Genomic DNA, 13,121 nt, shown 5'->3' with positions numbered 1-13,121 from the left:
TAATCGTCTTAACGTTATGGTTCATCTAGCACCCAAAACTATCGGCAACTATGAACAACTATCAAATAAAGCTTAAAGACTGACTGCACTGCCCTACTCTTTCAGCAAGCTTAGCCTGCTGTTGATGAGGAGTACTCTCTGGTTTGATTAGACGCTGAAGTAGCCTTATCTTTTTTTACGGATACAGCTACTTGTCTACCATCGCCCTTTGCGGTATTACCTAAAATGCTATAGGCAACATCATTTGCCTGAAACAGAACTCTACGGTTAAGACGTACCGCTACGTTGTAAAAGATAACAGCAGGTATTGCTACTGCCAATCCAAGACCCGTCATAATAAGAGCCTCGCCTACTGGGCCAGCCACTTGACTTAATCCTGCCTGACCAGACTCACCGATACTATGAAGCGCGTGAAAAATCCCCCATACGGTCCCAAATAATCCAATAAATGGCGCAATACTGGCTGTGGTACCCAAAAGAGACAGACCTTTTTCACTGTTATAGCGATAGCGTCCGATTTGTTGTAATAATAGCTGCTCGGTTGCCGTTTTACGCTGAGAATCTGACAAGGTTGCTATTTCATTAGACTCACCCTTAACTGCTGAGGAGAGATCCATTGCAACTTTACCTTTCATTTTATAACTTCGATAAATACGTAAAATACCAGTAACCCAAGATAGTATAGACAACGCAATTAAGCAAAAAAACAAAAACTTGGTTACTATATCGGTATACTGCCAATAACTTGTAAAGTCCATAATGAGTCCTTAGTTAACTAAATTTTTACAAACTTAATATTAATAATAGCCACGTTAATAGGCTTAATTTTTTATTTAAGGTATCCGGTAATCAAAAGGCAAAATAATATCACCTATTACAGGCACACCATTTTTAATAAAGGGATTAAATTTAGCCTGTTTCACAGACCTTATAGCTGCGTTATCGATAGTTTTATTGCCAGAAGAGCTGACAATGCTAGCACTGGTCACGTTGCCTTGTTTATCAACCCGCATTTTTATTGAGAGACTGTAGGTATCACCTGAACGTCCTCTTCTTCTAACCTGTTCGGGAAATACAAAATTGGGCTTACGACGCCAGCTAGCTTGACTTGCAGAAAATGATTGAGGCGTGTTGCTGGCTGCTTTTCGCGCGCTCTCTTGCTGTGCTTTTAGCGCGCTCTCTTGCTGTGCTTCTCGCTCTCTCGCTTGTTGCGCTTCTCGCTCTCTCGCTTGCTGTGCTTCTCGTTCTCTCGCTTGCTGTGCTTCTCGTTCTCTTGCTTGTTGCGCTTCTCGTTCTCTTGCTTGTTTCTGCAAACGCTGTTGTTCAATTTCCCACTGTCGCTGCTGCTCTAAGGTTTCATCTGTTGTAATAACTGGTTTCGACACAGGTTTTGGCTTTGTCACAGGTTTTGGCTTTGTCACAGGTTTTGGCTTTGTCACAGGTTTTGGCTTTGTAATAGGTTTTGGCTTTGGCTCAGGTTTTGGCTTTGTAATAGGTTTTGGCTTTGGCTCAGGTTTTGGCTTTGGCTCAGCTTTACGTACCGGCATAGGTACGGGTTGTTGCTTCTGTTCATTAAGTTCTAATTGATGAGCTGGCTCTTCTTCAATAGGTTTAACCAACTGTATTTCGATTGGTTGCGCTTCTTGCTGATCGGGTAGTTTCAGTTTAGGCACGTCCATATTCGCTAATGCGGAAGCCACAATGCCGTGTAAAGCCACTACTGCAACAAAAGTGGCTATATTGACAAGTGTCAGTCTTTTCGTATTATGGTTCTCATTTGTCATGGCAGTCTATTGGTCGTGAAGAAAATTAACTTAAATGTAGTGCATTTCTGCCTACTTTTTTGTTCAAGCAAGCCTCTACTTATATTGGCTTCTAAGCTCATTTAGTAGGAAGATTATTAGTAGCAAGGCAATGCCCTAAAACAAAATAATTATCTATATTATTAATCATACCTACTATACTAAGTACCTTAAATAATTAGATAATGCAGAGGGTAGATAATAATATAAAAACATAAACTTGTAAATAATAATCATTATCAATTTAGTTTTAATAAAGAAACCGGCTTAGATGCTTTATCGCCTATCATCTATATCGGGAGTTGAGGGCAAGATAATGAAATAGTCACATTTTATTTACAGCACCTTTTTTAAGTTTTTTATTGTTTAGAAAAGGTGGCAAAATCATATTTATATATTATCTTTTATTTCAAGATAATCTCCAAAGCTGTCTAGGACATATACTTTTCCGCTTCCACTCACATCATAAAACCCTACACCATGTTTTTTAGCTTTATCAAACATCGTATCATATGCTTTCTGCGCTACTGACCATCTAAAGTCGGTATAGATGGCATGTTTACCAATGCTATAACCAGTAACCCTTTTGGTTATATTTGTCATGATAAACTCCTATACTATCTTCTTTAGTTTACCCAGTTTTTGTCTAAGGATTTTTCAGCACAGCTCAATCTACTCAAACTCCTGAGCTGATATGTTTGGTAATCTTATGGGATATGCTAAGGATTTCAGTGGAAAATATGCTGAGATTGGAGAGTCAACACCTGCTTTTGAATCACGTATTAAATGTGAACTGCAAACACTGGAAGGAGTAAATCGTTATATTTATGATTTACTCAAATTTGGATATAAGCCAATAAGAAGTAAACATGAGTGAACTAAATGGTATTAACTTAAAACATAAGTTTGCTGTGAGGCAGTTAGAGTTAGATGATCAACCAGATTATTGGGAGTCAGTTAATTTCCTAGTCGTAGCAGACTCTATTGAGGAAGCAGAAAAAACATCTTCTAAAAATGGTGCATTGAAGATTTTTAGTCAGAATGAATATATGAAACAAGAAAAATAAGGTCAATTTAGACCTAATCCAAAAGAGAATGTGAGTTTAGCGGATAGCTACACACCTTTGGTTTTATCGCGTAAGTACCTTCGTATCATACTCTTTTTGATTGTTAGTATTGTATTGTTCAGATCTAAAAAAGCTGGACTAAAAGCCCAGCCTATATTTACATCATCAAAAAACAGAACAAATTCAACGTACAATAAACTTAATTATTTCCTTAACTTTTCTTAACCAAGAAAAAACCCTTTTTTATTCTTTTTCTCACTGGCCACTCTCATTCGTTCTTCCCACATATCAATCTAGCCTTGCTGCGGTTGTTTATAATCGAACTCTTTCATAAAGTGATATAGTTAAAACTAAGGCTAGAAATTAACTGACACTTCATCCTGTTTTACCACTGCTTTTCAAAGCCAATACCCAACATACGAGGCTCATTTAGGCGAACTGACTGTACCTTATTACTCTTACCCCATGTCTGACCCGCAACATATCCTTGCTTATCAAACAAATTATTGGCATAAATATAGGCTTGCCAATCATTTTTACGATAACCAATTTTTGCATTCCATTCGGCATACGCTGACAAGTCAAAGCTATTGGCAATATCGGCACTTCGTTTGCCAGTATGTTGCATAGATAACTGACCATTCCAACCATTTGGATTATCATAATCAAGTGCGATATTGGCAGATAATGAGGGCACATTAGGAACATGATTACCTTTTTTTGCTCCTATCAATAATGACTTACTCACATCATCCAACTGGGTTTGGGTATAACCAACCGAGGCACTAGCTGACCAGTTTGGGGTAAGTTGACGAATGCCTTCAAGCTCTGCCCCATAGGTGGAATAATCTAAAATAGCAGGGGTCAATATGGCATTTTTTGGATCAAAAACAATAAGATGACTATCACTTAAATCGCTATAAAATAGTGACGCATTGAACATAGCATTCGTGTTCTCACTTTGCCACTTAAGCCCTGTTTCATAAGTCCAGTTTTCTGAGGTTGGATAAGCTTCTACCTGCTTACCTTTTGCCAAATTAGGCGAATATAAAGGGAATCCAGACGCCGAGCTGCCTCGTGCAACGTTAGCGTATAGCATATATTCTGGCGCAACTTTCGCACTAAACCCTAAACGACCACTATATAAGGTGTCTTGCAGCGATGCATCTTGACTAAACTGGTCTACAACTGCAGGATGCCCATTGCCAACAAACCCATACGTGACATCTTTATGTTCATTTGTCACGCGTGCCCCTAGATTGACACCAAACTTCTCATTAAGGGGTATTTGCATCTCGCCAAATACCGCCATACTTAATGTGTCAATATCACTGGTTTGATGCCCATTTTGTAAGGAAAACATCGGGGCCGTTTTACTGGCAGTCGCATTATGGTCGTTTTGAAAATCACTAGCAAAAATCTGGGTACCAATTTGCCATTTACTTTGCTGATCAGTCTCTCCTGCTAGCCGCAATTCTTGTTGCCATCGTTTGTCTTTATGCTCCATAAATGCAAAATCAGCCTTTGGAATATTAAATGCAGAAACGGGCATCGGTGTTAATTTTGAAAATATTAATCCATCAGTAAAATCAAAATTTTGTGAGGTAGTGGACGACTCAAAACTGGTCAGCGAGGTTAAAGTCAACTCATTAATATCTTTAACCATAGCCAGACTAGCACCATTATCTTCCCATGTACTCAGGTCATCAGGGTTGATAGAAACCTTTGGAAAATCAGATGCTTGCTTCAAAATATAGCGAGGGTTGTTACTGTTGCGATGATGCGACCATCCTTTAACATTTACCTCAGTACTATCATCCAACAACCAAACTACGCTTCCTCTTATCAGATAGTCCTTTTCATCGCCATCTTTTTCGCCCGTTGCCACATTCTCGATATTGCCCTCTTTTTTGTTATAACGAGTTGCTAACCGCCATGCACCTTTATCGCCCTCACCTATACGGTCATTCGCAATCAAAAACACCTGTTTTTGATTTAAATTACCCACTGAAGCACCCACTTTATAGCTTTTTTCAAATTGAGGTTCATTAGAAATTACATGAATAGAACCGCCCTGCGAATTACGCCCAAATAAAGTACCTTGAGGTCCTCGTAGCACCTCTACTCTCTTGGCATCAAACAAACTTGCAGGGGCACTGACTGTAGATTTTGATACTCCGTTTTCATAAACCGAGACTGCTGTATCATCAGCAGATAAGGGCTTTATAGAACCAATACCTCGCAATATAAAGGTATTGCTAAATGTGCCTCCTGGTTCAGAGAGACTCAAGTTAGCAACATTTCTTGCCATACCCGCTGACTCATGGGTGGCATGAATGCTGGTGTTATTCTGAGGACTTAACACGCTGACTGAGAAAGGCACTTCGGCTAAGGTTTCTTCATATTTACGAGCTGTCACGGTAATGGGGTCAAAATAGACAGTCGGTATATTCTCTGTTTTTTGGTTTTGTTGATTATCTTGTTTATCTATTTGCTGATTATTATTCTTGATTTGTGGGTCAGGTTGTTTAGTTTCTATAACTTCTGCATATGCAGGCATTACCACACTCATTGCCATCAAGATACACAAATTACACTGCTTTAATCGAAAGCCATTAGGAAAATGTTTAGCCTTTATATTTATAGCTTTATTTGACATATTATTCTCTCTTATAGGTAAATACAGGTCGTGCACTGTAGGTGGAACCAAACGTGTGATTAACATGGGAGTAACGTATGATTAACAATAGGGATGAAACCATAAGTCGCTGTTAAGCAAAATCCTACTTATAGCCAACAACCAAGTTCATCTCACCTTGGGGCATGGACACAATCGTTGCGCTAATGTGTTTAAAACCACAAAGGTACATCACATTTTCAATCTCCCCTTCTGCAAACGAACTATCATTACCGCTTAATGAAGGGATAAGACGACCAAGCACATGCGCTTCAGGTTCACTTCTACCATTAGCTAAACTTTCATGCAGGCTGATAAATGCGCCATGAGGGGCTAGTGCGTCAAAAATCTTTTTTATGGTCTGTGGAAGGTCTTTTGCGTAATACAAGCTCATAGAAGACAAAATTAAATCTAACGATTTTGGAAACGCCACCTCATTATAATCACCGGCGACAAACTGAATATTTTGGGTGTTTTTTGTGGGGTTTTGGCTTGAATCATTTTGAGTGTGGGTTTGAGATTTATTGTCAGGGTTGGTTTGAGTGTTTTTGCTAAGCTCTAATCTTTCCTTGATACTTTCAATCAAAGGTAATTGGTCTTGAATATAAACTGTCATCTCTGGGTTTTGAGCCATTAATTGCTGCGCCAATACCTCAGAGCCCGCGCCCAAATCCATCATGCTTTTAATGGATTCTAAATTCATGGTGATATCCACAGAGCCTTCAGTCGTTCTGTCTAAACTTGCTTCTAAAATAGACAAAACACTTTCTGCCATAACGCTTTTATGAAAAGAGAGCAGATTGCTTGAGGCTGTACGCCAAAAGGTGGGAGAAGAAAAAGTTTCTGTTGTCTTGACTGAGCTATCGTTGGTTAAGATTTCAATAATATCAGCGCTAGAACGGTAACGAACTTTGTAGAGATGTAAAAATGTCGTAATCATATTGACGTCTTGATTGCGAACCAGTAATTCTGTGAAGATCGGATTAATGACAAACTGGTCATCATGTTTCTCAAGCACCTCCATGCTAGATAAGGCGTTAAGAAACAAAACCAGTTTGTTATCAGCAATATTAAGTCGTTCTGAGATTGCCTGAAGGCTGTGTCCCTCTGCAAGTAAATCTAAAATCCCTAACTCGATGCACGCAATAAACACCTGACCCCGAATGGCATCAAGTAGGAAATTAAACACCTTAGTGCTGGCTTGATTTTTGTGTTGTAAAGAAGGGGAGTTTAAAAGTGGATTTTGCGCAAATGGGCTTGGAGAAGATGAACTGTTTGGCTGGGTTTGTGATGATATTTGATTCATAGTGATATTTTGACCTAAGCTATTTACCTCAACTATAAGGATAAATAGACGTCAGAAATATCAAATTATTATCACAAGTTATCATTTAATAAGCGGATTATAATGGGTTATTTATTTATGTCAGCCTTTATGTTGTCACTCTTAGTATTAGGGGATTCTTGACGCTTCAAAAATTAGAACTGCTGGTAGCTAAAAGCATGAACTGGTATACCAGCATGAGCATGAAACCAGATTTGAAGGGATTAAAAAACGAGCTTAGACCAAATCTGGTATCAGGAATCACTCTGCGCTAGTACAGCTTTATCAGTTAACCACTAGACTAAACTCTTAACCTTCATAAGACTTAAGAGAGTGTTTATTAGGAAAAAATAACCCCATATCGTTTCTGTTTTTTCTGCATTTACTAAACAGCCCGTATATATCGTTTGGTCTTTAGTAGGTCTACTGAACACAGGTTCATTTAATACAGACCAAAACCTTTCTTCCGCCATCTTAAATAAACCACTGTTTTTATCCAGTTTACGGGTATTTATAGCGGCTAAAACTACCATTAAATCTGCCGATGTGTCTCTAGACAACTTATGTCTTTTATCATTAAAGGCGTCACTAAACCATAGATTTAAATGATCCTTCAACATTCTATCGTACTTCTCGCCCCATAGATTTGCAGCTTCTGCTAGTGCAAGTATTAACCATGCATGCCCTCTGTCCCAAAATTGATCTGGCTTAGCAGAAACCCATTTAGCATCTTGTTGCACCAAGAGCCCTGGCACTTCATTGTAAAAGCGACTATGTTCTAAATATAAGTCAATGTGGTTCTTTGCCAGTGCTTTATAGTTTGAGTCGCCTCCTAACAATATTAATATTGCGTGCAAAGAGTCTACTGAAATTGAGTCTTGACCAATTTCTCGCCCTCCTAAAGCAGCTCCCAGCGTAAAACCTCCAAGATCAACACGATATCTTTTTGCAATACCTGCTTTAAATACTTCTAACGTATTTTGGAACTCTGTTTCTACTAAGCTATCGGTATAATCACAACAAAATGAAAAACCATAAGCACCTACCATACTCATATGCACAGAATCAACTTCATGCCTATTTTCAATCGACCTAGCAATATCCTTCGTGTCATTCGATAAAGTGTTCATCCCATTGATAGTGTCTAATAGAAAATTAACGCCCAACCAAAAGCCACCTGTCCAAGAGCCTGACTTTGATGTAAGCCATTGCTTTTCATTAGCGTGTCGCAGTATAGGTATACAGCCAACGTGACTTTCCCTTAAATCGCTCAATCTATTCATAACTGAGTTTAATAAGAGATTTAAACTAGTAATAGACTGTTTATTTTGGCTATCTTTTTGATATATCTGCATATTATTCAAAGCTTCTGAGATGATTGGTAAGGGTTGAAGATATAATAACTGGCGCTAACCCTAGCTGAAAAAATCTAAGTCTTTCAGGCACAACTTAAAGATACAAGGCTCTTAATCCACATTTTCAATGGTCTTATAAAAGGATAAATATGCCAGTATGAGAACGATAGTTATCGTAGTATAAAATACCGTCCATCCAGATTTTGTAATCAATAAAGGTAGGACCACTAACATGACTATGCCACTTAGTCGCCCTAGCCCATATAACAGACTATAATTCGTTGCACTCTGATTACTTTTAGCCCACCCTAAAATAGCGCTTCCAATCACAACTAGCATGCCATTACAAATTATTCCAATGCCTATTGCTATCCATATTAGTATGTTAAAAGACAGGCTATTCATATCTATTAGCAACATAATTAGTAAACTTAGTAGTAAAGCACTCAACACTGTAAATACTGTTTGCTGATTCTTTTTTATAAACATTGGTAATATAACAGCGAGAATCAGCCCCCCTATAGGTGTCAAAATACCGAGATATAGGCCAATTTTTCTTAACGGCACGCCAAGATCAATAAGCAATAGCCGATTGAAGTTAAATAATGCCATAATGACAAAAGTGAGTAGTGCGGTACGCCATAATAGATCTCTAAAGCGCTTATCAGTCCACCCTATTTTTAATCCTTTAATGGGCGCAATTGAGGCCTTTAACAGATATTTTTTCTTAGAGAGTATTATCATCAAGGGTAAGGGAATAAGGAATAAGAACGCCATAACTTTTAGTATTCCAGAGAGCTGGAGATGATCATATCCAGCAACTAAAGCGCCTCCACCGATTAAAGACCCTAATGCAATTCCAGCAACCTTTGTGGCTGACAAAACCGGTTTGTTTTTAACGGTGGCATTTAAGCTACTTAATCCGTCAATTGCTAGATCCATACTGGCAATGAATACATTAATAACTAATGCGAGCCACCAGAAAATAGTTAAGGAAACATTGAATATACTTAGCAACGACATTATGAGGAGCAAAGAGCTAGTAATTATTTGCCCTACTACAATCTGTGAACGGTAGTTTAAATAAACTTGGGCGCGATCTAAAAAAGGCGCCCAGATAAACGATAATCCATAAGGTAGGTATAAAACAAACACTAAGAAAAGAGAGTCTAAGGCGACCCCTTGCGAGCGGAGAATAGGTGCAATACCACCTTGCATGAACCCAAGGATAGTACCAACAGCAGTATAGGTCAGTAGGATCAGTAAGCTTAGTGCATTATTAAACAAAAAATTTTTAATGGTTACCAATATATATGCCTTTTTTATAGATAACTTACTGTTAAGTTGAGCCAATCACTCATGAGTACCGTTTTATGGTAAATTAAACTGTGTTGAATTAGGATATGTGAACACTCAAAAAGCTATAACGTACTTAACCAGCTCAGGTTCTTTTCTAATTTTTTTCGATCTAGTTTACCCGAGCTATTTATTGGCATCTCTTTAATATTAACTAAGTATTCAGGTAACTTTGAAAACTCGAAGCCACGATTGGTTAAGAATTCTCTAACCTGAAGTAGGGATAGCTTTTTACTTTTATCTCTTAGAGTAACGAATAGACCAATTCGATCGCCAAGCTCTAAGTCATGAATAGGTATAGCTGCTGCACTTAAGATCATCTCGTTTTTGGTAATTTCTTTTTCTATTTGCGCAGGGCTAATATTAGTACCACCCCTAATAATAATATCTTTTTTTCTACCCACAAGCCTTAAATACCCATCTTTATCAATATATCCAAGGTCACCTGTATAAACCCAGCCATCCTCATCACGATAGGTCTTATTTAACTCATCGCTGCTAACGTAAAAATTAGGAGTTATTGGGCCTCTAGCTATAATTTCACCAATTTCTGTATCCGCAAGTCTTGTACCATCCTTATCAATAATATTAATGGTACAAATCTTAGGATTTGGTTTGCCTACGGTTTCAATAATCTTGTCTAAAGATTCATCTACCGTGGTATAGCAATTTACGCCGTCAGCTGAGCCATATAAATTCACAAAACTACAGTTAAAATACTTGCAGCACCTATTAATAGTTGCCTCATCAATAAGTGCACCTCCAGAGATAATGGCTTTTAACCCTGTAATAGTTATGTCTCTTCCAATAATTACTTTGATTAGTCTTTGCAACATGGTAGGAACACCAAGCAAATAGTCAGGCTGATGTTTGATAATAAAATCAACGACTGTATCGGCATCAAATTTATCAACAACTATGACGGTTCCCCCTAGATATGAAATCACACCAAAAACAGCGGTTGATCCAAACGAAGAGCCTAAAGGAACGAGATAAAAACCTTTGAAGTCTTCTTGACCTTTATTTAAGTCCATTAAGAAACCACCTCTTCCTCCTAATAGAGCATTATGTGTATATGCGACAAGCTTAGGTTCAGACTCTGTACCCGATGACACTAAATATCTAACCAAACTATCTGGGTCTACAACTGGTAATGAATCCATACTTAATTCTGGATAACTAAATAGAGTATCTAGAGACTTCCATCCGCTGGGAGGTTCGACACTATCACACATTAAAACTTCCAAATTAAGCTTGTTTTTTATAGAGTCAACAATATCGCAGAAGTTAATACCCGCATACTCGTGCTCTATAATAACGAACTTAGAGTTGGCTCTTTTAAGTAGTGACTCAATATCTAACGTGCCCTTACCGGGAGGGAATGGAGAGACTACGCCACCCAAACTGGCCACAGCTAGATCAATAGCGGCACACTTCACACTATTTTTTAATTGATAGGTTAGGACATCTCCGTGATTAAACCCAAATGATTTAAGAGCAGCAGCCAATTTCAGAACTTCTGATAAAAGCATTTTATAAGAAAGCGCCTGCGAGCAGTCTATAATTGCTATTTTATCGGGATGCCTATTACATTTACTAACGAACTCCTCAAAAACAGTTCTATTAGGATAGAACCCTTCGTCTTTCCATTGCTGTCTAATATCTTTAGAAACTAAATCAGTAGGTTGTTTATTCATTTTCTATGTTACTCACTTTTATTTGAAAAATACCATGGCGATAGTGGTTGCATGTAACCACTTTCATTCTTTGTATCTTTAACCCACATATTAGTTGTATGGAAATCGAATCCTGGGAAGTCTTTGCCGACACTAACATACTGAATATCACGCTTATCTATTGTGTTAAGTACGTCTATTGTGTTAATTACAGTTGTTAAGCTGGTATTTCTTGCTTTAGTGTCTAATAGAGATATGGATTCAGAAAGCGTCACCTCGTCTATGTCACTATTACTTATAAGTAGGTAACCGTCGTAAAATTCAATGAGTGAATATCTACTTATCATCTCATCAAGCTCAAGCTCTGAAGAACTTGCTGATGTTTGCTCTAATAGAATCTCAGAGCCCCACAATAAAGAAGTCTCAAAGTAAGCTATGTGGCCATCCCTTTGTTTACTCAAAAGGTTTATTAGACTGGCTTGAGCAGCTAAAACACCACCAAATAAATCGATTAAAGTAAACAAGCTACCGCCAAGTCCATTGGGTCCATTTCTGATTTTTCGTGCCAGCCCAGTAGCTGCTTGAACAACAAAATCAGTACCTGGGATTGTTATATGTCCATTTTCAGGCCCCCATCCACCAGCATAAACATAAGAAACTGCTTTATTTTTGGTTAATATATCTTCAGGGGTAAGCTGTAAATTTTTGGCTTTTCCGGGCGCCCAGTTATTAATAAATAGGTCAGCATCGCTGAGGGTATCAAAGAATTTCTTTTTACCCTCTTCTTTATTTAAGTTAGCTTCTACGACTTTCTTAAGATGATTTAGAGCCATAAAACGAGGGGATAAGTTATTTATGAGAGGGGGCATCCCTCGTAGAAAGTCGCCACCTATTGGCTCTATCCTAGTTACTTCAGCCCCCAACAGCCCTAATAAGCTAGTCGCATATGGCCCTTGTATTCTGCGACATGACTCTATTATTTTTACATTTTCTAAGGGGTTAGCCGATACCGTTATACCGAGCTCTTCAATAGAAGCCGCTTCGGAAGAAGTCATGGTATTTTTGACTTCAAAGCTCCAAGACTTGTTAAAAGTATATTCTTCTTTATCGAGTCTTATAATGAATACACCATAACGATTACAGATTTGGCTCAACTCATCAAAAGACAGGGCTGACAACTTTTTGTATAAGACATCTGGAAGCCTGCATTCAGATTTTGCGTATCTTGACTGGAATACTTTCCAGGCATCACTCGCTACTGTTGCATCAATAAATAATGCCTTGCAAAATGATACCCAAACCTTTGGATCAAGAGTTTCAATTTCGAAAATCACGCCATCAGAACTAATAAAAGGAGGGCCTAAAACTGGTTCTGATTTTTTACTTGGCTTAGCTACTGATGCCCCTGCATAATACTGCCCCAGTATATTTTGGACAGTATTTGCAATCGATAGAGTGCAGTTATTCATTAAGCTGCCTTTTCTAATGGCATACTCAAGCGCTAATAATGAAGTAATGATTTGATGCGCTATTACACAAGATAAATAATTTATAGGTAAAAAACTCAATTCACTCTTTTGTTTGCCATGTACATGGATTAATCCAAATCTAGCTTGTAGCTGTATCTCCAGAGGGATATTAGGCTGATAACTCTCAAATAACATCAATGTCGTTTTAGAAATGATTTTGTCAGGAGACTTCATTATGAAATACATCGAATCGTCTGTACGACATACCTTGTTAACCTTACCGCCTAAGCGTTCAAATTGTTTACATAGCTCTAAACGTGTAGGATCAAAGCCAGCAATATTGTCGTCTATATATAATTCTAGTTCATAGTTATTCAGCGGTAACCTCAATTTAA

At 38.1% G+C, this 13,121-nt stretch carries 10 protein-coding genes; 1 reads left to right on the top strand and 9 read right to left on the bottom strand.

Features of this window, described 5'->3' with window-relative positions:
* Window positions 1–110: 110 nt before the first annotated feature.
* The 3 genes from AC2SLN_RS12715 to AC2SLN_RS12705 all read right to left on the bottom strand — a co-directional run bounded on the left by AC2SLN_RS12715 (window position 111) and on the right by AC2SLN_RS12705 (window position 2,405).
* Complete coding sequence (locus AC2SLN_RS12715) at window positions 111–758, bottom strand: MotA/TolQ/ExbB proton channel family protein (RefSeq protein ID WP_486549694.1); 648 nt, start codon at window positions 756–758, stop codon at window positions 111–113.
* Between the two features lie 75 nt (window positions 759–833).
* Complete coding sequence (locus AC2SLN_RS12710; protein WP_486549696.1) at window positions 834–1,784, bottom strand: energy transducer TonB; 951 nt, start codon at window positions 1,782–1,784, stop codon at window positions 834–836.
* A 408-nt stretch (window positions 1,785–2,192) separates the two neighbouring features.
* A complete protein-coding gene (locus AC2SLN_RS12705) occupies window positions 2,193–2,405 on the bottom strand; it encodes a hypothetical protein (protein WP_486549698.1) in 213 nt (70 codons plus the stop codon).
* Window positions 2,406–2,671: 266 nt separating this feature from the next.
* On the opposite strand from AC2SLN_RS12705, the gene AC2SLN_RS12700 reads away from it, so the two are divergent.
* Window positions 2,672–2,869: a hypothetical protein gene (locus tag AC2SLN_RS12700; RefSeq protein ID WP_486549700.1), complete on the top strand. Its 198-nt coding sequence runs from the start codon at window positions 2,672–2,674 to the stop codon at window positions 2,867–2,869.
* Window positions 2,870–3,254: 385 nt separating this feature from the next.
* On the opposite strand, the gene AC2SLN_RS12695 is transcribed toward AC2SLN_RS12700, so the two are convergent.
* From AC2SLN_RS12695 to AC2SLN_RS12670, 6 genes are all read right to left on the bottom strand, one after another.
* Entirely contained in the window at window positions 3,255–5,528 is a 2,274-nt protein-coding gene (locus tag AC2SLN_RS12695) for a TonB-dependent receptor (protein ID WP_486549701.1), read from the bottom strand.
* 124 nt (window positions 5,529–5,652) lie between these two features.
* Window positions 5,653–6,852, bottom strand: coding sequence for a class I SAM-dependent methyltransferase (locus tag AC2SLN_RS12690; RefSeq protein WP_486549703.1), 1,200 nt, complete (start codon window positions 6,850–6,852; stop codon window positions 5,653–5,655).
* Between the two features lie 314 nt (window positions 6,853–7,166).
* Window positions 7,167–8,153 (bottom strand): hypothetical protein, encoded by a 987-nt coding sequence (locus AC2SLN_RS12685; protein WP_486549705.1) that lies wholly within the window; start codon window positions 8,151–8,153, stop codon window positions 7,167–7,169.
* Window positions 8,154–8,336: 183 nt separating this feature from the next.
* A complete protein-coding gene (locus tag AC2SLN_RS12680; protein ID WP_486549707.1) occupies window positions 8,337–9,533 on the bottom strand; it encodes an MFS transporter in 1,197 nt (398 codons plus the stop codon).
* A 113-nt stretch (window positions 9,534–9,646) separates the two neighbouring features.
* Window positions 9,647–11,278 (bottom strand): class I adenylate-forming enzyme family protein, encoded by a 1,632-nt coding sequence (locus AC2SLN_RS12675; protein WP_486549709.1) that lies wholly within the window; start codon window positions 11,276–11,278, stop codon window positions 9,647–9,649.
* Between the two features lie 8 nt (window positions 11,279–11,286).
* Window positions 11,287–13,116: a CoA transferase gene (locus tag AC2SLN_RS12670; protein ID WP_486549710.1), complete on the bottom strand. Its 1,830-nt coding sequence runs from the start codon at window positions 13,114–13,116 to the stop codon at window positions 11,287–11,289.
* Between the last annotated feature and the right edge of the window lie 5 nt (window positions 13,117–13,121).

This window comes from Psychrobacter sp. CX90 (assembly GCF_057396305.2).
Note: the sequence above shows the minus strand (reverse complement) of the source record. Positions and strands in the feature narration are given on the sequence as shown.